We start from the raw sequence: 22,113 nt of genomic DNA on the forward strand, positions 1-22,113 counted from the left end.
CCGCAAGGACGGCAAACCCGGCCGGAAACACGCACTGGCGGGGCCACGGTCGTTGACGTGGACGATGGATCCGCACATCCTCATCGACGCCTTCCGGGACGCCAAGCTCATTGGCAAGGACGAGGGCCTACGGCTGGTCGAACGCCCCACCCGGCAGGGTCACGGGTGGGCGGTCACGGTCGATCTGCCCGCCACGCGTAAGGCCGCCGATGTGATCCAACGCCGCGAGGCCCTGGCCTCCGCTTTGGCGGTGGATGAGGTGCAACTGCTCATCGAGCGGGTCCGCGGCAGCGGTGGCCACGCCGGACGCGTGGCCCTGTGGGTGGCCGACGCCGACCCCTACGACACCCCACCGGCCCGCACCCCACTGGTGGACGCGGCCCGGTGGGACGTGTGGCGGCCCGTGCCGTTCGGCCGCGATGCCCGCGACCGGCCCGTCACCCTGCCCCTGGTCTGGACCTCCCTCCTGGTGGGGGCGATTCCGCGCCAAGGCAAGACGTTCGCCACCCGCCTCGCCGCCGCCGGGATGATCCTGGACCCGCACACCCGCCTGTATGTCGCCGACTTCAAAGCAGGCAAGGACTGGGACGCCGCCCAGACGGTGGCCCACCGGTTCCTCTCCGGCGACGAACCCGAGCACGTACTCACCCTGCGAGACTGGCTTCTTGAACTCGTCGGCGAGGTCCAAGGCCGGTATCGGCGCATGCGCACGCTGGATGATGCCACCTGTCCCGAATCCAAGATCACCCCCGCCATGGCCCGCGATACCGCGTTGGACATGCCGATCACCGCCCTGGTCATCGACGAGGTCCAAGTCCCGCTGGAAGACCGCACGCCCGTCACTGTGGGCGGGCGGAAACTCACCGCCGGAGAACACATCGGCGAACTACTCACCTGGCTAGCCAAGAAAGCACCCGCCGCCGGGGTGGTGCTGATCCTGGCCACCCAGCGACCCGACTCCAAAACCATCCCCTCCGGCCTACGGGCGGTGCTGGGCTCGCGGTTCGCGCTGCGGGTGATGGACTGGCGCGACTCCAACATCATCCTCGGCGAACAGATGAACACCCGAGGCCACGACGCCAGCCGCCTGCTGGCCGCGCACAAGGGCGTGGGCATCCTCCGCCCCGACGGCGAGGCCGACACCCCCGGCGACGAGCTGGCCACCACCGTGCGCACCTACTACATGGCCGGACAGGACTGGCGCACCATCTGCCAACGCGGCCACGCCCTCCGCGAGGCCGAGGGCACCCTGACCGGGCACGCCACCGGCACCGAACCCGCACCACAGATCGATCACCCCACAGCGGCCACAGCAATCGGTAGCGGGAGTACGACTCCGTCCCCGTCTGACGGGATGCCGGAACCGCTCGCCTCCGTGGCCGACTATCTCGCCGAGGACCTCGACGCCGAGGACGGACGCGAGTTCATCCCCACCGCCGAACTGCTCGACGCCCTGAATGCCGAACCCACCGCGTTCGCACGGCACATGAGCGAACACGGCTGCACCCCCGTCCGCCGCCGCATCCCCGACGACGACGGCACACCCCGCCAAGTACGCGGCTACCGCACCACCGACATCCACACCGCCATCCACACCCACCAACACGACCACAGGGACGATCACGAGACCGATGAGGACGAGGAGTAGCCCGTCACGACCACCCGTCACAGTGCGCCGGACCTGTCACGCGTCGTGTGACGGGCTGGCACGGGTGGTGAGCTGGGGAAGCGATGCGGGTGACGGGTGTGACAGTGGGTCGAGAACCCGTCACGCCCGTCACGATCCGGACTCGCGTGGGCCGGTATCGAGACCGTCCGGGGAGCTGTCACAGCCGGTCTGCTCGACCAGCCAAGCCACGGTCTCGGCCAGCCGATCCACCCGCGCGGCCAACCCATCCAGGCGGGCTGTGATCGCCTCCAACCGGGCCGCGATCGCCTCCACGCCGCCGCTCTCGCCGTGCTGCTCGTCGTCTAGCATCGCTGGCCACACTTCGCGCAGACCTGCCCACCACCGCCTTGCACGGGGACCGGGGCGTGCGCCCCACCCTGCGGGCACCCACCCAACGCGGGGGAATCAGGCGGTCCCGGCTGACGCTCCGTCTCCCTCCTCGTCGGTGGGGTCGGTGGTGTGGGGGTGTAGGCAGTGCTCATCGGTGACGGCCTCCACGAACAGAAACAACACGCCGGTCGCGGTCGGGATATCGAGATACAGCGAGTCACCCCGCGAGGCGATCGCCAAATGCATACGACGGGAACGGGCCAGATCCTCGGCATCGCCACAACGCACCCACCGTTGGTCCGCCGGTGCCCACGTCTGACGCGGATAGAGGTGTGCGCGGGTGTGCTGCTCGATCCAGTCCGCGACCGCGACCGGATCGACCAACACCGCGTCCGGCACCCGCGCCAACCGCGCAGACCGGCACCGCAGCAGCGGGCACGCACTGTCGGCGCGGGCAATCACATAGCCGTGCCAATGCACCCCGGTCCAGTGCCACGCGTCCGAGATCACCATCGGGCTAACCATCGCCCGCACCACCGTCGAGCCGCCCGCCGGGTGGCGGTGCCAGCAGCAGGCAGGGCTCACACGGCATGCCCCGGATGCCGTCCAGCAGTTCCAGCTCGCCCACGCCGAACGACGCCCCGCAGTAGGCATCCAACCGGCCCGGCACGCTCTCCGGCTCCGGGAAGACGTGCGTCACACGCCGGGATTCGCCGACCGTGCCCGGCAGCGGCCGGGCCAGCAGCAGCCGCACCCCCATCACGTCTCACCCCAATCGGGGTGGAGACCGGTGGGAACGGGCGAGGTCGGGGTCATGCCCGTTCCCACCGGAGCCATCAACCGCGCCAGAGCACCCGCCATCGGCCCCGACCTGCGGCGCAGCCGCAGTTCGTGGGCGCGCTCCGGAGTGACCACACTCGGATGCACGTGCAAAAAGCGGAGGCACACTCGGCACCGCGGGCCAGGTGCGTCCACCATGGAGCCCGGCATCACCACATGCCCGCACAACGCCCGATACAACCCACGTTGCCGGTGCGACCCGAGCCACCGGTACAGCCCGCCGGAAAGCTCCGCGTGCGTGACAATGTGTTCGTATCCGTCGGACACACAGCCCACCCACGCAGCGCGAATGCGCCGCAATTTCCCGGCGCCATCCCGCTCCAGACCACCGTTCACCGTCGAAGACTCCACTTGAACCACCTGAGTGACCAGCCGCTACATGCCGTGCGATACTGAAATCAAGTTTCGATCAGCTTCGTATTGAGCGAAACGACACGCGGGCGACATACACACGACATCGCGGGACATCTGGCGGGAGGGATGAACATGCCGCAGGGACGGCCTAGCCAACGGTCTCCGCGTACCGTGCTGGAACAACAGATCTGGCAGCGACGGCAAACGTTCGAAGAGTTCGCCAAGTACGCCGAGACCTTCGCGAGAGAACACGGCGAGCCCGGAACGCTCAGCGCACGTCACCTTCAGAGGCTTGCTTCCGGTCGTGGCGTGAACGGCAACCCTGTCGGCCAGCCGAGGCCAGCGACAACACGGCTACTCGAACGCATCTTCGGTATCAGCATCACCGAGTTGCTGACTTCCCCGGATGCTGATGAAGACTTCCCGGACGTCGAGATTCCGAGGCAATCCAGTCCGGCCGGTCACGAGCTGCGCGTCGCGATCGCGGTTGTCACCAAGGAGACTGACGTTCTCATCGTGTGTCGGCGCGATGAAGCGAGTGGGCTCACGTGGCAATTCCCCGCTGGCATCGTCAAGCCGGGCACCCGGGCCGAAGCGGTAGCGGTCCGTGAAACAGTGGCCGAAACCGGAGTCCGATGCCTCGCCGTGCGCAGCATAGGTAGTCGATTGCATCCTGCGACCAACGTGCGGTGCGACTACGTACTCTGCGAGTACGTGGCCGGGGACGCCCAGAACGCCGATCCTGCCGAGAATGCTGACGTGACGTGGATCGATAGACGTCGGCTCACGCGGTTCATCGCCCCTGATCAGATCTACCGGCCGGTGCTGGACATTCTGGGGGTCACGGAGCAGCCAACTCTGGCCTGACGACGCGACAACAACCTACGTTGCCGTCCTCTTATTCCGCAGGCTGACGACTTCGGCAGGTGCGGCGTCCACGCTGACCGCCGGATCGGCAACTGTCGCCCGACGCCCCCGACTGACAGTCGCAAGCCCTTCAGCCCGGAGCGCGGCAATCGCGCGCTGGGCCGTACCAGCCGACACCCTGTAGCGCTCGGCGAGCTTGGCGACCGTCGGAAGCGCGTCACCTGGATTCAGCACCCCACAGGCAATCGAGCCCTTCAGATCAGCAGCGATTTTCTGGTACGGGCTCTCGCCGCCAGAAGCCTCATTACCCTGGGACACGCTGAACGAGTTGGTGCCCGCCAGGTCTACCGGCAGCTCCGGCATCCGCCCGGCCAGACTCCCCGCCGCCCGTTGATCGGCCTCGGCCACCCACGCGCTGTACACCCGCAGGGTCGTCGCCCCACCGCCCCCGTGGCCGAGTCGCCCGGCGACGGTGCGCACGTCCACGCCTGAAGCGATCAGTTCGGTTGCCGAATAGTGGCGAAGCTGGTGAATGTTCATGTCCCAGCCGATACGCGAGCACATGCGCGCGTAGCGCTGGCTCACAGTGTCCGGCTTGAGCCAACTCCGCCCAACCGGGTCCGTCGAGAAGATCCGCGCCTCTCCGGGCATCTCAGTCCCGATTCCGGCGCGTTCAGCACAGTGCTGCCGGTACGCCTTCAAGAGGGCAACCGTCTGCTCGTCGAGAGTGATGCGACGCTGCTGGTGGGTCTTGGTCTCCTTCTCCCACGTCTTGCGGCCCTTCTGGGCGATACTCGACCGGATCGTCAGCACCCCGGTATCGGAATCCAGGCATTTCCACGTCAGCGCGCACAGCTCCCCACGGCGCGCACCACTGACCATCGCCAGCCAGACCAGCATGCCCCAATCGAGATCGGCCCACGCCTCGTTGACGATCGTTGCGGCCTGATCCGGGCTTGGCGGTTGCGGATCGGGACGCGCCGCAGGCAACGGCTCAGCCATGTCGAATGGGTTGACACCCACCCAGCCCCAACGGAGTGCACGCTTGCCCGCACCACTCAGAATCGCCCGAACCTTCCGGATGGACCCATTACCCAGCGATCGACATTGGTGGGGCCTGCACCGATCGTCGCACTCGTGCTCTCGATCAGTGCGATGCTCCGTATACCGCCCACCCCGGCAATGCGCGCGGCACCGTCGCAACTCGCTGTAGAACGAGTCCAGGACCTTCGCGTCCACCCGGCCGAGCCGCTCGTCACCAAGCAGTGGCCGAACGTGATGCTCGATAAGTGACCGGTATCCAGCGAGGGTGTTTTCCTCCACGCTCAAGTACTGGACATGTTCGTCCAGAAGCTGACCGACAGTCGCGCTGGTCCGTACCTGGCGGTTCTCGTCAACCTCGCTGAGCAGGCGCGTACGAACCTTCTCCGCCTGCTTCCGCTGCTTCGCGGGATCTGACGCAGGTGGGACTACCTCCGTGCGGTAGTGCCGCTTCTTCGTCACAGGGTCGATCCCGGCGTACACCTTCACCCTGAGTGACCCGCTCGGTAGCCGCACGATCTCGCCGCGCTGCCGCGTCTGAGGCTCTTGAGACGTGCTCATGGAGCCATACTAGCCCCACATAGCTACATGTCTAGCTACACAGAAGTGGCCAGGCCGCCCCCGGACTCCGGAAACGACCTGGCCACTGGCTGAGCCGCCTAGGGGATTCGAACCCCTGACCTATTCATTACGAGTGAATCGCTCTGACCGTCTGAGCTAAGGCGGCGTGCGTAGACAGTGTAGCGACCCCGATCGCGCCACCCGCACACCCCCGTCATCGCAGCAGGCGGGCCGCACCGGCCGTGCCCTACGATTCGGTGGGCGATCATCGTTCTCGAAGGGCAGGTGCCGATGCACGGACGTTCGCTTCGCCTGTCGGCGATGCTGCTGGCCTGCGCGCTGCCCGCGCTCGCGGCAGCTCCCGCCGGGGCGGACGCCCCACCGACCGACGGGCACGCCGTCGGCCACGCCGGGACGGCGTTCGGGCTGGCACGGGTGCTGTCCAGCTCGATACCCGCCGACTCGATCCTGACCGAGCTCGACGACGTGCAGGCCGACGACCGGCTGCTGGCCACCGACAACGGCGTGGGCCTGACCAGCGCCCGGGCCAACTCGACGAGCAGTGCGCGGTTCGAGCGCGCGATGGCACAGGCCGCACCGCACGGGTCGGCGACGGAGGGCGCGTCCACGATCCCCCGACCGGTGCCCGGCACCCTGCTGCAGACCGCGCTCGAGGACAACGAGGAACCCCGGACCGGGGACATCGAACCGTCCGAGCCACCGGCCGCCATTCTCGCCCGGACCGGTGACCTGGAAGGCAGCGTGCACGCGCGGTGGAGCGAGGCCACAGGCCCCTGCGTGGACCCGATCGCCGAAGCCGACCTCGAGGCCGAGTCGGTAGCGCTCGGCAGCGCCGTATTCACCCTGCCCGATATCCCGCTTCGCGACCTCGACCTTCCGTTCCCCGACGGCTACGAACCGGAGGGCACCCTCGGCACGCTCGGCGGGCTGCTCGCCGGAACGGATCCGCCGGACGGCGTGTCCGGTTCGCTGGTGAGCATGCCCGACGGGCTGTCCTCACGCTCCCGTGTCACGCTCAGCGAGCCGGACGACGAGGCCGGCACCAGCGCCGTGACGTCCACGAGCACCCTCGAAGGCGAGGACATCAGCGTCCTGGCAAGCAGGCCGGTCGGGCTGGACCTCGACGTCGCGCGCGAGCCCGAGCTGACCGCGACCTCGACAGGGGACGCGGAGACCTCGGAGATCGACTACCGGCACCCCGAGATAGAAGGGTCGTTCGAGGACGAGCCCCTGTTCGAGCTCGATGAGGACGACCCCCGCATCGACATCCCCATCGGGGTTCCCACCGAGGGCTTCGAGGACCTCTCGGCCCACGACGACCTCGGCGACCTGCCGATCGTCGGCGGGGTCGCCGCCGACGACGACGGTGCGGCGCTGCCGCTGCCGTCCGAGGCCGACGAGCACGTCACCGACCTGTTCATCCTGCGCCTGAGCATCGCCGGGCTCGACGAGCGCACCCGGACCGACGACCTGCCGTTCCCCGGGCACCACCTCGGCGCGTCTGCCCGCCTGCTCGACGTGCAGCTGCTGCCGACGGAGGCGCTGGCCGAGGCACTGCTCGAACAGGGCATCGACCCGCCGTCGACGCTGGCCCAGCACACCATCGGCGAGCAGGTCGCCAGTGCCTACGCGCCCGAGGGCGGGGTCGTCTGCGCACCGACCGACCCCGGGCCCGTGCCCAGCGACGATATCGCCCAGCTGGCCGGGCCCGCCTACTCCGCGACCCCGATCTCCCTCGGCGGGGCAGCCGCCCTGCTGGCCGGGGTGGCGCTCGTGATCACCGCGGGCAGGCGTGGCCCCGGAGCCGGCCGGGTCCCCACACCACGACCCCGCGCCTGAGTCGAGGACTGACCTCACTTCCACCGGATGTGCCGGGGCCTGACGACCACGCACGCCGGTGATGCGCGAACTACCCGACCAGGGCGGCCGCCATCGACTCCACCGCGATGCGCGGCTTGACGTTCCAGCGGATCGCGTCGCGGCAGGCCAGCACCGCCTCGAGGCGGCGGAGCGCGGCCTCCGGCTCCCACCGCCGAGCCGCGTCCCTGATGTGCTCGGCGTGATCGGGGTGGTTCAGCGTCAGCTCCCGCTCACCCTGACCGGCCGCGACGACCAGCACGTCGCGGTAGAACCCGGCCAGGTCGACCAGCGCCAGGTCCAACGTGTCGCGCTGGGTGCGCGTGGCACGCATCTTCTGCCGCTTCTCCAGCTGCTTGACGGCCGCGTCGGCGGAGCGCTTGGCGGCTGCGGTGCCCTTGCCGGTGCCGTCGGCGCCCATCGCCGTACGCAGCTCCTCCTTCTCCGAATCGTCCCGGGCCTTGCTCTCCTCGTCCGCGTCGGCCTCAGCCGCCCGGATCAGCACGTCGGCGCAGTCGAAGGCATCGGTCAGCCGCCGCGTGTTCGTCGGGATACGCAGCACCTCGGCCCTGCGTTCCCGGGCCGTGGGGTCGGTGGCCAACCTGCGCGCCCGGCCCACGTGCCCACCGCACACCGATGCGGCCCACTCCGCGTCGCCGGCATCGACCCCGTCCCGCTCGACGAGTACCCGCGCGATCGCCGACGGCGGCGGCGTCCGCAATGCGACCAACCTGCAGCGGGAACGGATCGTGACGGAGACGTCCTCCGGGTGATCGGAGGGCGCGCACAGCAGGAACACCGTGCGCGCCGGGGGCTCCTCGATCGCCTTCAGCAGCGCGTTCGACGCCCCCTCGGTCAGCCGGTCGGCATCGGAGATGATCACGATCTGCCACCGGCCCGTGGTCGGCTGGCGTGCCGCGGTCTGCACGAGCGAGCGCATCTCGGCCACCGAGATGGACAGTCCTTCCGGCACGACCGGATGGACGTCGGCATGCGTGCCTGCCAGCGCCGTGGTGCACCCGGAACACTGCCCGCAGCCGGAACCCTCGGAGCACTGCAACGCGGCCGCGAAGGTGCGGGCAGCGACCGAGCGGCCCGAGCCGGGCGGGCCGGTGAACAGCCAGGCATGCGTCATCGCCTCGGACCGGACCGTCGCTGCCGACAGCGTCTCGATCGCCGGCTCCTGGCCCACCAGCTGGGACCACACCGTCCGCGTACTCACACGACCTCCGCCCGTCGCGCCGTCGGCGTCGCCGCCAGTAGCCCCCTGTCCACGAGAGCCGCCTTCACTGCAGTGTGCACCCTGTCGGCGACCTCCTCGGAGTTGCCCTCGGCGTCGACGACGACATAGCGCCCGGGGTCGGCCGCTGCCATCTCGGCGAGCAGCCCCCGGATGCGCCAACGCTGATCGGTCGCGACCTGCCCGGCCGTGGCGTCCGGCTCGATGTCGAGCAGGACCGTCACGTCCGGGCGGAGGCTGCCGGTCGCCCAGTCGGCCAACCCCTCGAGCTCCTCGGCATCCAGCCCTGCCTCGGCGGTCAGCTGGGCGACCGGCGAGTCCACGAAACGCTCCATCACCACGACGGCCCCCTGGTCCAGTGCGGGGCGCACGTCCCGCTCGACGACGTCGGCTCGCACGGCCGCCGCTGCCAGCGCCCTGGCCCGCGCCCCCGTCAACGACGTCGCGGACAGCAAGGCCGACAGCTGGTGGTCGTTCAGCGCGGGGTCGGTCGCCAGCCGGACGGGCCGTGGCTGCTTGCTCAACCGGTCGGCCAGCGCAGCGGCCTGGATCTGCGTGTCTGTGCTGCTGGTGCCCTCGATCGCGATGAGCAGGCCGTTGACGCGCCGGGGGCTGCGGCGTAGGGCGTTGCGCAGGTCCGCGAGCACCGGGGCACCGCGGCGCGTGTCCATCAGCCAGTAGGCGATCAGGCCGACCAGGGCGGCGAGGACACCGCCGCTGAGCAGCACCGGGCGCGTTCCGTCGATGACGACGGGGTTGCCGAAGATCGAGACCGTGCGGGGCCGCATCAGCCCGATCAGCAGCGGCACCGCCGCCATCGTGCCGCCGAGCACCACCTTCATCAACGACTGGTAGATGGCGTTGATGCGCCCCCTGATGTCGTCGTCGATCCGCGTGCCGATGATGGTCACACCTGCCAGGAACGCTGCCCCGGCGCACGCGCCGACCAGGCCCACCGCGAGCAGGGAGACGAACAGGTGGGGGGAGAGCGCGACCACGCACAGCGCGATGCCCGCGCTCACGATCGCGAGGCCGAACAGCCGCTCGTGCGGCAGGCGTCTCGCCAGCCGGGACGTTCCCGTCATGCCAAGCGACATCCCGGTGAACACGGCGATGAACAGCAACCCGAACGCCGCGTCGCCCGCCATCAGGCTCGTGGCATAGGCGTTCGAGGACCCGATGACCGCGCCGCCCGCCGCGAACGCCCCCAGCATGCCCACCAGCAGGCCGCGCACCAGCCGGTTCCCGTGCACGTACCGTGCCCCGTCGAGGATCATCCCGAACAGGCCGCGCCGTGGCTGCCCGTCCCGTTTCGGGACCGCGGCGGCATGGTCGGACCGAACCGGATGCACGTTGCGCCTGGACAGCTCGGGGATGCGGGTGGCGATGAGGATCGCGCTCGCCAGGTACAGCGACGCGTTGATCACCAGGATGATCTTCGCGAGGCCCAGCGTGCCCAGCACGGCCTCCCCCAGGCCGAGCGCGGGGCCGATGCCGGTGATCACCGCGTACAGACCGGCGCCGCTGACCACGGCGACGCCGTAGGTCATCACCATGTTGAGCTGGTTCGCCGTCTCCACCTGGTCCGGCCTGCGCAGCAGGTTCGGCACCGCCGCGTCCTTGGACGGGATCCACAGCATCGAGCAGAACCCGACGAGGAAGCTACCGATGAACAACCACAGCGGCTCGCCGACGATGGCGATGGACAGCAGCAGCCCGCACCGCATCGCATCGGCACTGGCCATGATCGTGCGGCGGTCGAACCGGTCGGCCAGCAGGCCGCCGAGCGGGGCGAACAGCAGGCCAGGCAGCAGCAGGGTCAACACGACGCCGGTGAAGGCGAAGTTCTGCGCCATGTAGCTGTCCGTCAGCTTGGTGACGTAGCCGGTCAGCCCGAGCAGCGTCAACCAGTCGGCGGTGCTACACAGGTAGGTGACGCCCCACAGCCTGCGGAACGGCCTGATCGCGAGGACCCGTCGGGCGCGGTAGACGATCGAGGGCGACGCGAGCCCACCCGTCTCGGCGGCACCGTCCTCCACAGCTTCGCTAGCGATGCGCCCCACCCCGCTTCCGCGCAGGACCGTGCGCGCATGTGCACCGTGCACAGTCCAAACGTTTCGTACGACTTCCGGCCACGCGGCTTCTACGTGCGTAGCCGGCGCCACCCGGCGGGGAACTACACCGCGCATGCACCGCCGGGCGTTACGCCGACACAGCCGTCAGCGTAGCGCCCGCCGTGCGGCGTGTCTGTTGATCCCCGCACAAGCACGTACAGGAGCTGGGCGAACACCCTCCGGCACTCACTCGATGGAGCTACGCGGACAGCAGACCCACCAGGCTGGCGAGCAGGGAAACGGCGATGATCACGAACAGCACGATCAGGACAACCGCCACGGCCACACCGGCAGACGACTTGGTGTCCGCGTCCGTGAGGACCCGTTTGGCCTGCTCGCTCGCATCCGACATCATGCGCTGGGCGGGCCCGAAGCCACGCCTGCCTTGCGGCTGACGATCCCCCGGCGGCTGCTCGCGCGCCCCGTGCTGGGTCGTCCGGCTGCCCGCACGCTCGTGCGGTTCGTCATCGAGCACCACGCGCAGCATCGCGTCGAGACCGTCGGGGTTGCCCTCGAAGGTTCGCCGGGTCGGCGCGTCGAAACCACTGCTGTCGGTACCGGGCACGGCTGCCTGCGTCGACTCGCCGGTGATCAGCCCGGCGAGCGGGTCGGGAAACATCGGCTGCGGCGGGGGCTCCTGAGTGCCGTCCGCGCTCGATGGTGCACTCATGGCGCTTCCCTCCCGGTCCGACAGCCTCGCCAACGCACAAGCGTAGCGACACCGATGGATACCGTCAGTAATACGTGCGAGGGAAAAGTCCTGGCGGCCGGCACGCTCGGTCACACCGCGGAGGCGTGCCGTCCCCCGGCTGCCTGCCGGCAGCCCAGGCGAGAACCACTCCCGGGCCTACTTGGACTTGGCCGTTGTCCGGCGCTTCTTCGGTGCAGGACCCTTGGCACGCTTCTCGGCGAGCAGTTCGGCCGCGCGCTCATCGGTCAGCTCCTCGACCGTGTCACCCTTGCGCAACGAGGCGTTGTACTCGCCATCGGTGACGTACGGGCCGAACCGCCCATCCTTGACCACCATGGGCTTGCCGTTCGCGGGGTCGTTACCCAGCTCCCGCAGGGGCGGTTTCGCGGCGGCCTGCCTGCCCCTGCGCTTGGGTTCCGCGAAGATCTTCAGCGCCTCGTCCAGCGTGATCTCGAAGATCTGGTTCTCCGTCTCCAGCGACCGAGAGTCCGTCCCCCGCTTCAGGTACGGGCCGTACCGGCCGTTCTGGGCGGTGATCTCCTCACCCGACTCGGGATCGGTGCCCACCACCCTGGGCAGCGCGAGCAGCTTCAGCGCGTCGTCGAGCGTGACCGTCTCCAGCGACATCGACTTCAGCAACGACGCCGTGCGCGGCTTGGGCTTCTTGCTCTTGGTGGTCTTGCGCCCCTTCTTCGCGGCCTCGCCGTTCGCCGGTTTCTCCGACTTCTCCGTCGAACCGTTCGCGGCCTGCTCGTCCTCATCCGGGAGGATCTCGGTGACATACGGGCCGAACCGCCCGTCCTTGGCCACGATCTCGTGCCCGGTATCCGGGTCCGTGCCCAGCACCCTGCCCTCGGCGGGGGTGGCGAACAGCTTCTCGGCCACCTCGTGGGTCAGCTCGTCCGGCGGCAGGTCGTCCGGCAGGTTCGCACGCTGCGAGCTGCCGTCGACCTCCCGCTCCAGGTACGGGCCGTAGCGCCCGACCCGCACGTAGACGGTCGTGCCGTTCTCGTCGGTGAACATCGGGATCGAGTTGATCTCGCGCGCGTCGATGTCCTCCACACCGCTACCGACCAGCTTCTTCAAGCCCCCGGAACGCCCGATCGACCCCTCAGGACCGATGTCGCCACCGAAGTAGAAGCCGGACAGCCAGCGCGTCCGCTCCTGATTGCCGGAGGCGATCGCGTCCAGCTCGTCCTCCATGGCGGCGGTGAAGTCGTAGTCGACGAGCCGCTCGAAGTGCTTCTCGAGCAGACCGACGACCGAGAAAGCCACCCAGGACGGCACGAGGGCCGACCCCTTCTTCCACACGTAGCCACGCGCCTGGACCGTGTTGATGATCGACGCGTATGTCGACGGCCTGCCGATGCCCAGCTCCTCGAGCGCCTTGACCAGGCTCGCCTCGGTGTAGCGGGCGGGCGGGCTGGTCGAGTGCCCGTCCGGGACAAGGGAGGTGGCGCTCACTTCCTGGTCACGCTCGAGGTTCGGGAGCCTGCGCTCGACGTCGTCGGCCTCGCCACCGGCCTCGCTGTCCACAGCCTCGACGTAGGCGCGCAGGAAACCCGCGAAGGTGATCGTGCGCCCGGACGCGGAGAACACGCACTCCTCGCCGGTGCCCGCGGCCACACCGGTGATGCGCACCGACATCGTGGTTCCCTTGGCGTCAGCCATCTGCGAAGCGATGGTGCGCTGCCAGATCAGCTCGTAGAGCCGGAACTCGTCGGTCTCCAGCTCCGCCGCGACCTGCCCCGGGGTGCGGAACGACTCGCCCGCCGGGCGGATCGCCTCGTGCGCCTCCTGGGCGTTCTTCACCGCGCGGTTGTACTGGCGGGGTTTGGGGGAGAGGTACTCGGACCCGTAGAGCTCGGTCGCCTGGTTGCGCGCCGCGGTGATCGCGGTGTCCGACAACGTGGTCGAGTCGGTCCGCATGTAGGTGATGTAACCGTTCTCGTAGAGCCGCTGCGCGGTGCGCATCGTGCGGTCGGCCGCGAACCGCAGCTTCCGGCTGGCCTCCTGCTGCAGCGTCGACGTCATGAACGGCGCGTACGGCTTACGGGTGTACGGCTTGGACTCGACGCTGCTGACCGTGAACGGCCTGCCGTCGAGAGCCTCGGCGAGCCGGGTGGCCTCCGCCTCGTCCAGCACGCGCACGTCGGAGCTCGCCGCGACCGAGTCCTTCAACCGGCCGTTCGAGCCGAAGTCCTTGCCCGTGGCCAGCCGGGACCCGTCCACGGAGACCAGCCGCGCGGAGAACGTCGCGGCAGCCGACTGCTCACCGCTGGAGCCCGCGTCCATGGTCGCGGCGATGTCCCAGTACGACGCCGAGGTGAAGTCGATCCGCTCCCGCTCACGCTGCACGATGACCCTGGTAGCCACCGACTGCACCCGGCCCGCCGACAGCTTCGGCATGACCTTCTTCCACAGCACGGGCGAGACCTCGTAGCCGTACAGGCGGTCCAGGATGCGCCTGGTCTCCTGCGCGTCGACGAGGTTCGAGTCCAGCTCGCGGGGGTTCTCCGCGGCGGCCTGGATCGCCGACTCGGTGATCTCGTGGAAGACCATCCGGCGTACGGGGACCTTGGGCTTGAGCGCTTCGAGCAGGTGCCACGCGATCGCTTCGCCCTCGCGGTCACCGTCCGTCGCGAGGTAGAGCTCGTCGGCATCGGCGAGCAGCTGCTTGAGCTCGGTGACGGTGGACTTCTTGTCCGGCGTGACGATGTAGAGCGGCTCGAAGTCGTTGTCCACGTCGACGCCGAGGCGCGCCCACGACTCACCCTTGTACTTGGCGGGTACGTCCGCCGCGCCGCGCGGCAGGTCGCGAATGTGCCCCTTCGACGACTCGACCACGTACTCGCTGCCCAGGTAGGAGGCAATCTTGCGAGCCTTCGCCGGGGACTCGACGACCACCAGCCGTCGCCCCGTCTGGCTCGATGCGGCGCGTCCGCCGCGCTTGCTCCCTGTCGATCCAGCCACTACTCGGCAGCCTCCGCTCCTGTCACTCAGCCACGAGCCGGAGTCCACGTCCGGCACTCACTCGGGCTGAGACCTTAATTGCTCAGTAAGGGTGCTGAACACACAGCAACCCGCGCCGTATTTCCACCACTAGCATGCACAGCCACCACATTCACGCGGCAGGGTGGTGTATTCGCCCGATTTCGCTGGTCACGAGGCGGCGACCGCCCTCGACTCGGCCGGCCACTGTGCTTCGGCACCCACCGGCGCCCGGCCGGCAAGCTCGGCGAGCCTGCGCATCCGCTTGACACCGGCGATCCGCACCGCGGGCCCGCCTGCACGCGGCCCGAGCAGGTTCGCCTGACCGGACGCCGACACGAGGCCCGCAGCGCTCACTCTACGGAGCAGCGGCTCGTGTGTCTCCTCCGCCCTGGGATCGAGCTGGAGCTGGTAGCCGCGCTCCGCACGCCTGCCGCAGGCCAGCATCCACAACCGCAACGCGGCCCCGTCCAGCATGAAGCCCGCGGGAACCGCCTTGACAGCCCCCCGGCTCCACGCCTGCGCCACCGCGAGCAGGTCCGCCCGGAACGCGGTGCGCACCAGCGGGTAACCACCGTCCGAGGAGGTGACCTCCGCCTCGATCCCGCGCTCGGCGCACTCCTCTGCGAGGGCGTCGGCGCGCCAGTGCTCGTCGGTGACCACGGACAACCGCGCCGCCGTGTCTGCGAAGCTCACGATCTGACCGTGCCCGCACAGCACGCCCGCGAGGTCCGCCACGCAGGGCGCACTCGCCTCCGCCGAGAAGAACGACAGCTGTGCCACACCCCCTAGCATAGAACACGCGTTCGAGGGCATGGAAGTGGTGCGTGGCACCCGGCTCGCCCGCGGCCCCGCCGCCGGGGTCACTCCCGGGACCCGTCCGGGTTCAAGCTGGGGCGTGACCCGGACGACAGTAGCTCCGCGCACGAGCGTGCGGACCGGCTCGCCTCGACGAACTCCGGTATCTCCTCCATACCGCCCAGCAAGTTGACCTCGCCGACCTCGTCCAGCACGTTACTGGTGACGTCCAGCGCCGACCTGGTCTCGGCGACGTCCGGCTCCTCCCGCTGCCGTGTCGCGGCGAGCCGGTTCCGCGCACTCTCCGAACGGTCCCGGAGCTCGCTGAACTCGCCCTTGGTGCGCTCGAGTACCTCATCGGCGCCCCTGATCGGGGCAGGGGCGAGCCCATCCAGCTCACGCTCCGCCTGTCGCAGCCCCTCCGAGACAGTCGTGAGCATGTCCATGGAGGTTTTCGAGGCACGCTCCGGCGAGCTGGGATCGACCTGCGGGGACGTGGATACGGCATGCACGAGGCGCAAGGTGGCGCTGCAGTAGGAGTCCGCCCACTCGGTCGCGCGAGAGTCCTGCGTGCCGCCGTCGGACTCGGCCGCCTGCTGCCGGGACGGCTCCGGCCGCACCTGCCCCGCGTTCTCGTCACCCGCCCCGCATCCGGCGACCAGTAGCAGGACCGCCACGGCGGCCGGCGCGCCGATGCCTCGCCACATTCCCTGCACCCCTCCATGAGTCCGTGGGGCTGAATACACGAGTCGGGCTACTCACCACGGCCACGCTCACGAGCGACTCACTCGTCACCCGCGTTCGACGGCCGACACTAGTACAACTGGCCCCGCCTCGCTGGTTCGAACGCGAGGCGGGGCCAGTGTCAGCGTGTCGGGTTACGACGAACGCGCTTCCTCCTCGGCCGGGTTGTCCGAGATGGACCCCTCCCGGCGCTTCGCGACGACGACCGCGACCACGATGATCGCCACCGCAGCCAGCGCGATGACGTACCGCACCGGAGCCGATGCGTCCGGCCCGACGCTGAACTGCACCACAGCGGGCGCGATCAGCAACGCGACCAGGTTCATCACCTTCAACAGCGGGTTGATCGCCGGACCGGCCGTGTCCTTGAACGGGTCGCCGACAGTGTCACCGATCACCGTCGCGGCATGGGCCTCGGAGCCCTTGCCGCCGTGGTTGCCGTCCTCGACCAGCTTCTTGGCGTTGTCCCACGCACCACCGGAGTTGGCGAGGAACACCGCCATGAGCACACCGGCCGTGATGGCTCCGCCGAGATAGCCTGCCAGCGCGCCCGTGCCGAGGCCGAAGCCGACAGCGACCGGCGCGAAGATGGCGAGCAACCCCGGTGTCGCCAGCTCACGCAGCGAGTCCCGGGTGACCAGGTCGACCACCCGCCCGTACTCGGGCTTGGTCGTGCCCTCCATGATTCCCGGGATGTTCTTGAACTGGCGCCGCACCTCGTAGACGACCGCGCCCGCTGCCCGGGATACCGCGTTGATGGCCAGCCCGGTGAACATGAACACCACGCAGGCACCGATGATCACGCCGACGAGCGTGTTGGGGCTGACGATCTGGGTGCTGAACGCGTTGGGCAGCTCGCCCTCGGTCAGGCCCATCGACTCGACCCGGTCGTTGATCGAGGTCATGTAGGAACCAAACAGCGCGGTCGCCGCGAGCACGGCTGTCGAGATCGCGATGCCCTTGGTCACCGCCTTGGTGGTGTTACCGACCGAGTCCAGCTCCACGAGGACATCCGCGCCCTCGCCCTCGATCTCACCGGTCATCTCGGCGATACCCTGCGCGTTGTCCGCGACGGGCCCGAAGGTGTCCATCGCGACGGTGACGCCGACGGTGGTCAGCAGGCCGGTGCCGACCAGGGCGACAAGGAACAGCGCGATCAGCACCGAACCGGTCAGCAGGAACGCGCCGTAGACGGCCGCGGCGACGACCAGCGCGGTATAGACCGCGGACTCGAACCCGACGGACACCCCGGACAGGATGACCGTGGCCGGCCCGGTACGGCCGGTCTCGGCGACGTGCTGCACCGGCTTACGCTCCGGAGCGGTGTAGTAGCCCGTCAACCACATGATGACGCCCGCGAGGACGATACCGATGATCACCGCGGCGCTGGCCGCGACGGCCGGGGACACCCCTGCTTCGGTGTCCTCGAACTGACCGGGCAGGAAGATGAACGCGGCCGCGACCGAGAGCACCGCCGAGATCAGCCCGGACAGGTAGAAGGACCGGTTGATCGTGGTCAGGCCCGACTCACCCGCACGGGAGCGGGTGATGTAGATACCGATCACGGCCGTGATCACGCCGATGGCGGGAATGATCAGCGGGAACGTCAGGCCGCTCGCCGAGGTCCCGAAGGCGAAGCTACCCAGGATCAACGCGGCGACCAGCGTGACCGCGTACGACTCGAACAGGTCGGCGGCCATACCGGCGCAGTCGCCGACGTTGTCGCCGACGTTGTCGGCGATCGTCGCGGCATTACGGGGGTCGTCCTCCGGGATGCCCTGCTCGATCTTGCCGACCAGGTCGGCACCGACATCCGCGGCCTTGGTGAAGATGCCACCGCCGACACGCATGAACATCGCGAGCAGTGCGGCGCCCAGGCCGAAGCCTTCCAGCACCTTCGGCGCCTCGCCGGCGTAGACGAGCACGACGACCGCGGCACCGAACAAGCCGAGGCCGATCGTGAACAGGCCGACCACCCCGCCGGTGCGGAACGCGATGCGCAGGGCGCGCTCCCTGCCGCCTCCCTCGCGTGCCGCGGCCGCGACCCGCAGGTTCGCCCGCGTGGCGAGCCACATACCGAGGTAACCGATGACGAAGGAGAACGCCGCGCCCACGACGAAGAAGATCGAGCGCCCGATGCGTTCCGCCCAGTCATCGGCCGGTAGGAAGAACAGCAACACGAACACCACGGCGCCGAAGATGGCGAGGGTGTTGCGCTGCCTCGTGAGGTAAGCGGCTGCCCCTTCCTGCACGGCCTTGGCGATCTCCTGCATTCTCTCGGTGCCCTGGCCGGTGGCCAGCACCTCCCTGAGCAGGCCATAACCGACGGCCAATGCAGCAAGGGCGATCACGGCGACCACGGCAACGATGCCGTAGTCACCTCCGGACAGCTCGGGGCCGTCCGCGAGGAATAGCCGGGACATTCGTCCTCCTGTTTGTCGTCCACTTCTCGTGTGTCGCCAGCGCCGACAGAGAAACCAGACATGAGTCGCCACTGACGTGGGATTTGCATCACACGGGTGATGTCGGCGGAGTCTATTTGTTCGGCAGTGTCCTGTGTGCATGGGGCTGCTCACATCACGCACCGTCATCCGCGTAGGGGCGGGCCGAAGGGCTCCTTCCGTGCGTATTCGGTACCCGAGGAGTCCTTCGGCCCGCCCCTACGCAACCGCTAGTCTGCGAGGCGATGTCACGCCAGGCCGATCGGTTGCTGGAGCGGATCCTCGCGGGTTCGGCCGCCGAGGACAGCCCGGTCACGCACCACAGCCGGATCCCCGCTCGGCACGGTCGCACCGAGCCGTGGCCGGACTGGGCTCCGGCCGAGGTCATCGAGGCCATCCAGCGCGGCGGCATCCCGCACCCCTGGGCACACCAGCGGCAGGCAGCAGATCTTGCCTGGTCCGGGCGGCACGTGGTGCTCGCGACGGGAACGGCCTCCGGTAAGTCGCTCGGTTATCAGCTGCCCGCGCTGTCCGCGCTGTGCGGCGACGACAGCGGTACCGACCGCGCGGGAACCGTTCTCTACCTCGCGCCGACCAAGGCGCTCGCCGCCGACCAGCTACGGGCGATCACCGGCCTGGGTCTGGGCCCCGTCCGCGCGGCGACCTACGACGGGGACACCCCGCGGACCGAGCGGGACTGGGTGCGCGCGCACGCGAACTGGGTGTTCACCAACCCCGACATGCTGCACTTCGGGCTCCTCGCCGGGCACTCGCGCTGGCAACGGCTGCTGCGCGGGCTCCGCTACATCGTCGTCGACGAGTGCCACACCTACCGTGGAGTCTTCGGCTCGCACGTGGCGCTGCTGCTCCGGCGGTTACGGCGCATCGCCGAGCACTACGGGGCCGAGCCGGTGTTCGTTCTCGCCTCGGCGACCATGGCCGACGCCGCCGAATTCGCCACCCGGCTGACGGGAGAAGCGTGCGAGGAGGTCACCGAGGACGCGTCCCCGCGCGGCGCGCGCACCGTCGTGCTGTGGGAACCACCCCTGCAACCGGAGATCACCGGGGAGAACGGCGCACCGATCCGCCGCTCGGCAGGCGCCGAAGCCGCCAGGGTCCTCACCGACCTGGTCACCGAAGGTGCCCGCACGCTGGTGTTCGTGCGCTCCCGCCGCGGAGCGGAGCTGACGGCGCTCACCGCGGGGCGCGCACTGGCCGAGGTGGATCCCGACCTTGCCGACCAGGTCGCCGCCTACCGCGGTGGCCTGCTCGGCGAGGAACGTCGCGACCTCGAAGCGAGGTTGATGGACGGGCGGCTGTGCGGTGTGGCGACCACGAACGCCCTGGAACTCGGCGTCGACATCTCCGGCCTGGACGCCGCCGTACTCGCCGGCTACCCGGGCACCCTGGCATCCTTCTGGCAGCAGGCCGGCCGCGCGGGCCGGGCGGGAGCCGAGTCACTCGTCGTCTACATCGCCAGGGACGACCCGCTCGACACCTACCTCGTGCACCACCCCGAGGCGCTGCTCGAGCGGTCGTTCGAGTCAGCCGTGCTCGACCCGGGCAACCCGCACGTCATGGCGCCCCACCTGGTGTGCGCGGCAGCTGAGCTCCCGCTCCGCGCGGGCGAGCTGGCGCGTTTCGGCGAGTCGACCCGCGTGCTGCTCGACGACCTCACCGCGGAGGGCACGCTGCGCCGCAGGAGCAGCGGTTGGTACTGGACCTCCTTGCGACACCCGCACGAGCAGGTGGGTATCCGGGGTTCCGGCGGCGAACAGATCACCGTGGTCGAGGGCGACACGGCCCGCGTGCTGGGCACCGTCGACCCGGCAACGGCGTGCTCGACGGTTCACCCGGGGGCGGTGTACCTGCACCAGGGTGTCTCCTATGTGGTCGACGACCTGGACCTGGAGCGCTGCCTCGCGTTCGTGCACCCCGAGGACCCGGAGTGGAACACCTCGGCGCGGACGGTGACCGACATCACGGTCGTCGAGGAGTCCACCCGTGAGGTGGCAGGCGGCATCAGCATGGCGCTCGGACGGGTCGCGGTTACCGAGCAGGTCGTCGGATACCTGCGCAAGCTGCCCAGTGGGGAAGTCCTCGACCAGGTGCCGCTCGACTTGCCGGAACAGACTCTCGAGACGCGTGCCGTCTGGTACTCCATCAACGAGGACCTGCTGAATGGCAGGGCACCGGGGGGCGCCTGGCTGGAACCGGCGCGCGTCCCCGGTGCCCTGCATGCCGCCGAGCACGCGGCGATCGGCCTACTACCGCTGTTCGCTACCTGCGACCGCTGGGACATCGGTGGCGTATCCACTGCGCTGCACGCGGACACCGGGGAGGCAACGGTGTTCGTGCACGATGGGCATCCCGGGGGAGCGGGATTCGCCGATCGTGGATACGCCACGCTCATCCCGTGGCTGGCCGCGACGCGGGAGGCGATCGCATACTGCGAGTGCCCGGCAGGCTGCCCGTCCTGCGTTCAGTCGCCGAAGTGCGGGAACGGCAACGAACCGCTGGACAAGGCAGGGGCGGTGGCCGTACTCGACATCGTGCTCGGGGCCGTCCGTCGAGACGAGAAGGCCAGAGCGTGAGGGATGAGGGAGCGATCCCGCACGCTCGCTCGACGGCGCACGACGTTGATGTACAGCCACGTCTACCCCTCTCAGGCGGCGGAGGTTTCCACGGTGTGCGTGGATTCCTCCGCCGTGCCTGTCAGCTCGCGCAGAGCCCGGACCAGGACGCCGTGCATCGCGCTCGGGCGCGGAAGCTGCCAGCCCCAGACCTCGGGCTTGACGCGCCAGTGCACAACCCCGTGATCCAGCGGCGTCGGGGGCAGGGCGACACAGCTACCTTCCCCGTGCCTGCGAACACCCTCGCGAGCGCGGAGCTCGGCCGGTATCTCGTCACCGGCGGCGGTCAGGAACAACCACCTGCCGTTGGGCATCGACACGATCGGCGCCGGACGCTCGCACGCACGCAGCAGAGTCGCCGTAGCGCGACCGAGCTCGGCGTCGACCTCGACCGCGTCCAGCATCGTGCCGGTCGCGACCAGCACGCTGTACGGGTAGGTGGTCCACCATTCCGCTACCTGCTGCGGATGCATCGCCGGCCGGTCCGCCCAGCCGGACTGCACCGGCTCCGGCGCATCCCCGGCCTTGTCGGGGTAGCTACCCGGAAGCACCGGCCAGCCCCGCGAGGCCAGACCGATGGCGACGGCACGCAGCTCGATACGGAAAGCGTCCCGCCACCCTACGGTGTCCAACATCGAATCTCCCGCCTCCAGAGTCATATCGCGGCTGGGGCACTCACGGCCTTGGGTACGGCTGCGGCCGTGCCGCTGGCGGCACCGCCGACGTTGCCGACACCGGCCCTGCTCCGGCGGTCGTACTCGACCTCGCCCGCCGGGCCGTGAACGACCCGCCCATATGTTTTGTGGTTGCTCGACCGAATGGCTTCGGCCTGCTGTGACCTACTCAACAACACACTCCGCGTCGTCGGAAATACGCGGTCGGTAACCGGTGGCCGTTGCACGACGAACGACCGGCACCCAA

General features: G+C 69.3%; 16 protein-coding genes and 1 tRNA gene. 4 read left to right on the top strand and 13 right to left on the bottom strand.

Annotation, left to right across the window (positions count from 1 at the left end; translation table 11 throughout):
- Positions 1-1,648 (top strand): FtsK/SpoIIIE domain-containing protein (locus tag H0B56_RS17605; RefSeq protein WP_180894201.1); only part of this gene is annotated, 1,648 nt, incomplete at its 5' end.
- Between the two features lie 129 nt (positions 1,649-1,777).
- On the opposite strand, the gene H0B56_RS17610 is transcribed toward H0B56_RS17605, so the two are convergent.
- The 3 genes from H0B56_RS17610 to H0B56_RS17620 all read right to left on the bottom strand — a co-directional run bounded on the left by H0B56_RS17610 (position 1,778) and on the right by H0B56_RS17620 (position 2,759).
- Complete coding sequence (locus H0B56_RS17610) at positions 1,778-1,978, bottom strand: hypothetical protein (protein WP_180894202.1); 201 nt, start codon at positions 1,976-1,978, stop codon at positions 1,778-1,780.
- 96 nt (positions 1,979-2,074) lie between these two features.
- A complete protein-coding gene (locus H0B56_RS17615) occupies positions 2,075-2,524 on the bottom strand; it encodes a hypothetical protein (RefSeq protein ID WP_180894203.1) in 450 nt (149 codons plus the stop codon).
- Positions 2,517-2,759: a hypothetical protein gene (locus H0B56_RS17620; RefSeq protein ID WP_180894204.1), complete on the bottom strand. Its 243-nt coding sequence runs from the start codon at positions 2,757-2,759 to the stop codon at positions 2,517-2,519. The genes H0B56_RS17615 and H0B56_RS17620 overlap by 8 nt, the downstream gene beginning before the upstream one ends.
- A gap of 605 nt (positions 2,760-3,364) precedes the next feature.
- On the opposite strand from H0B56_RS17620, the gene H0B56_RS17625 reads away from it, so the two are divergent.
- The gene (locus H0B56_RS17625; RefSeq protein WP_219632882.1) at positions 3,365-4,060 is read left to right on the top strand and encodes an NUDIX hydrolase; all 696 of its coding nucleotides are present in this window, start codon (positions 3,365-3,367) and stop codon (positions 4,058-4,060) included.
- Between the two features lie 15 nt (positions 4,061-4,075).
- On the opposite strand, the gene H0B56_RS17630 is transcribed toward H0B56_RS17625, so the two are convergent.
- Both H0B56_RS17630 and H0B56_RS17635 read right to left on the bottom strand, forming a co-directional pair.
- On the bottom strand, positions 4,076-5,662 hold the full coding sequence (locus H0B56_RS17630; RefSeq protein ID WP_180894205.1) for a tyrosine-type recombinase/integrase: 1,587 nt from the start codon (positions 5,660-5,662) through the stop codon (positions 4,076-4,078).
- Between the two features lie 92 nt (positions 5,663-5,754).
- Positions 5,755-5,828 (bottom strand) — tRNA-Thr (locus H0B56_RS17635).
- A gap of 125 nt (positions 5,829-5,953) precedes the next feature.
- On the opposite strand from H0B56_RS17635, the gene H0B56_RS17640 reads away from it, so the two are divergent.
- Positions 5,954-7,522: a hypothetical protein gene (locus H0B56_RS17640; RefSeq protein WP_180894206.1), complete on the top strand. Its 1,569-nt coding sequence runs from the start codon at positions 5,954-5,956 to the stop codon at positions 7,520-7,522.
- A gap of 70 nt (positions 7,523-7,592) precedes the next feature.
- Here H0B56_RS17640 and H0B56_RS17645 read toward each other — a convergent pair whose 3' ends face one another.
- The 7 genes from H0B56_RS17645 to H0B56_RS17675 form a co-directional block, all read right to left on the bottom strand.
- Positions 7,593-8,762 (bottom strand): DNA polymerase III subunit delta', encoded by a 1,170-nt coding sequence (locus H0B56_RS17645; RefSeq protein ID WP_180894207.1) that lies wholly within the window; start codon positions 8,760-8,762, stop codon positions 7,593-7,595.
- Positions 8,759-10,843, bottom strand: a complete 2,085-nt coding sequence (locus H0B56_RS17650) for a bifunctional MFS transporter/dTMP kinase (protein ID WP_425484545.1) — start codon at positions 10,841-10,843, stop codon at positions 8,759-8,761. The genes H0B56_RS17645 and H0B56_RS17650 overlap by 4 nt, the downstream gene beginning before the upstream one ends.
- A gap of 250 nt (positions 10,844-11,093) precedes the next feature.
- Positions 11,094-11,564, bottom strand: coding sequence for a hypothetical protein (locus H0B56_RS17655; RefSeq protein WP_180894209.1), 471 nt, complete (start codon positions 11,562-11,564; stop codon positions 11,094-11,096).
- Between the two features lie 177 nt (positions 11,565-11,741).
- The gene (gene topA / locus H0B56_RS17660; RefSeq protein WP_180894210.1) at positions 11,742-14,558 is read right to left on the bottom strand and encodes a type I DNA topoisomerase; all 2,817 of its coding nucleotides are present in this window, start codon (positions 14,556-14,558) and stop codon (positions 11,742-11,744) included.
- 189 nt (positions 14,559-14,747) lie between these two features.
- Positions 14,748-15,359, bottom strand: a complete 612-nt coding sequence (locus H0B56_RS17665; protein ID WP_343063940.1) for a hypothetical protein — start codon at positions 15,357-15,359, stop codon at positions 14,748-14,750.
- Between the two features lie 80 nt (positions 15,360-15,439).
- Positions 15,440-16,081, bottom strand: coding sequence for a hypothetical protein (locus tag H0B56_RS17670; RefSeq protein ID WP_180894212.1), 642 nt, complete (start codon positions 16,079-16,081; stop codon positions 15,440-15,442).
- Positions 16,082-16,252: 171 nt separating this feature from the next.
- Entirely contained in the window at positions 16,253-18,541 is a 2,289-nt protein-coding gene (locus H0B56_RS17675) for a sodium-translocating pyrophosphatase (protein WP_180894213.1), read from the bottom strand.
- A gap of 263 nt (positions 18,542-18,804) precedes the next feature.
- On the opposite strand from H0B56_RS17675, the gene H0B56_RS17680 reads away from it, so the two are divergent.
- Positions 18,805-21,153 (top strand): DEAD/DEAH box helicase, encoded by a 2,349-nt coding sequence (locus tag H0B56_RS17680; protein WP_180894214.1) that lies wholly within the window; start codon positions 18,805-18,807, stop codon positions 21,151-21,153.
- A gap of 71 nt (positions 21,154-21,224) precedes the next feature.
- Here H0B56_RS17680 and H0B56_RS17685 read toward each other — a convergent pair whose 3' ends face one another.
- A complete protein-coding gene (locus tag H0B56_RS17685) occupies positions 21,225-21,827 on the bottom strand; it encodes a bifunctional DNA primase/polymerase (RefSeq protein WP_180894215.1) in 603 nt (200 codons plus the stop codon).
- Between the last annotated feature and the right edge of the window lie 286 nt (positions 21,828-22,113).

This window comes from Haloechinothrix aidingensis (assembly GCF_013450155.1).
Lineage (GTDB): Bacteria > Actinomycetota > Actinomycetes > Mycobacteriales > Pseudonocardiaceae > Haloechinothrix > Haloechinothrix aidingensis.

What these genes read in the sequence shown, in the direction of transcription:
- H0B56_RS17610 (WP_180894202.1), bottom strand. Translation starts at nt 1,978, where the DNA reads ATGCTAGACGACGAGCAGCACGGCGAGAGCGGCGGCGTGGAGGCGATC.
- H0B56_RS17615 (WP_180894203.1), bottom strand. Translation starts at nt 2,524, where the DNA reads ATGGTTAGCCCGATGGTGATCTCGGACGCGTGGCACTGGACCGGGGTG.
- H0B56_RS17620 (WP_180894204.1), bottom strand. Translation starts at nt 2,759, where the DNA reads ATGGGGGTGCGGCTGCTGCTGGCCCGGCCGCTGCCGGGCACGGTCGGC.
- H0B56_RS17630 (WP_180894205.1), bottom strand. Translation starts at nt 5,662, where the DNA reads ATGAGCACGTCTCAAGAGCCTCAGACGCGGCAGCGCGGCGAGATCGTG.
- H0B56_RS17640 (WP_180894206.1), top strand. Translation starts at nt 5,954, where the DNA reads ATGCACGGACGTTCGCTTCGCCTGTCGGCGATGCTGCTGGCCTGCGCG.
- H0B56_RS17655 (WP_180894209.1), bottom strand. Translation starts at nt 11,564, where the DNA reads ATGAGTGCACCATCGAGCGCGGACGGCACTCAGGAGCCCCCGCCGCAG.
- H0B56_RS17670 (WP_180894212.1), bottom strand. Translation starts at nt 16,081, where the DNA reads ATGTGGCGAGGCATCGGCGCGCCGGCCGCCGTGGCGGTCCTGCTACTG.
- H0B56_RS17675 (WP_180894213.1), bottom strand. Translation starts at nt 18,541, where the DNA reads ATGTCCCGGCTATTCCTCGCGGACGGCCCCGAGCTGTCCGGAGGTGAC.
- H0B56_RS17680 (WP_180894214.1), top strand. Translation starts at nt 18,805, where the DNA reads ATGTCACGCCAGGCCGATCGGTTGCTGGAGCGGATCCTCGCGGGTTCG.
- H0B56_RS17685 (WP_180894215.1), bottom strand. Translation starts at nt 21,827, where the DNA reads ATGTTGGACACCGTAGGGTGGCGGGACGCTTTCCGTATCGAGCTGCGT.